The following is a 639-nucleotide window of genomic DNA, read 5'->3' on the forward strand; positions in this document are numbered from 1 at the left end:
CAGCATAATCTATTGATATTTCATCTATTTTCTGCTAAAATGCAGTTGATTTTCAGATAAGACAGGAGGTTTTCCATGCCTGAGAAAGAAATTAAAGGTATGACAGTAGCAGATATAGCGGCTCAAGATAAATTGTCAAAACAAAAACGAAACAAATTAAAATTGATAAAAGAACTAATAAATTTTTCAAAGATAGAAAAGATATTGAAAAAGAAATACAAATACACAAAGAATGCCAGTGGTCATCCAGCTTATCCCCCATTATTGCTATTTAAGATATTATTTTTGCAGAATTTATACAATTTGAGTGATTATGAGATAGAAGAGGCGTTATATGACAGATTAAGTTTTATGGATTTTGTAGGATTATCAATGGATGATAATGTTCCTGATCATTCTACGATAAGCAGATTTAGACAAAGATTGTGCGAGTTGAATTTAGATAAAAAGTTGTTTGATGAAATAAATCGTCAGTTGCAGAAATCAGGTTTTATATTAGAAAAGGGAGTAATAGTGGATGCGACAGTAGTTGAAGCTAAGAGCCGACCAAATAAGCATATAGAAGTAAAAGAAGAGGATGAGTCTAAATTAGAAAATTCAGAAAAAGGTTCATCAGAAGATGTGGAGGTTAAATATTCA

The 639-nt window shown here is 30.7% G+C and carries 1 protein-coding gene; it reads left to right on the forward strand.

Annotated elements, in window-relative coordinates; all coding sequences use genetic code 11:
* Positions 1 to 75: 75 nt before the first annotated feature.
* The coding region (locus tag OWK30_RS11480; protein ID WP_423326623.1) for an IS5 family transposase at positions 76 to 639 on the forward strand (564 nt) is incomplete at its 3' end.

Origin of the sequence: Deferribacter abyssi (assembly GCF_049472655.1) — a bacterium.
Lineage (GTDB): Bacteria > Chrysiogenota > Deferribacteres > Deferribacterales > Deferribacteraceae > Deferribacter > Deferribacter abyssi.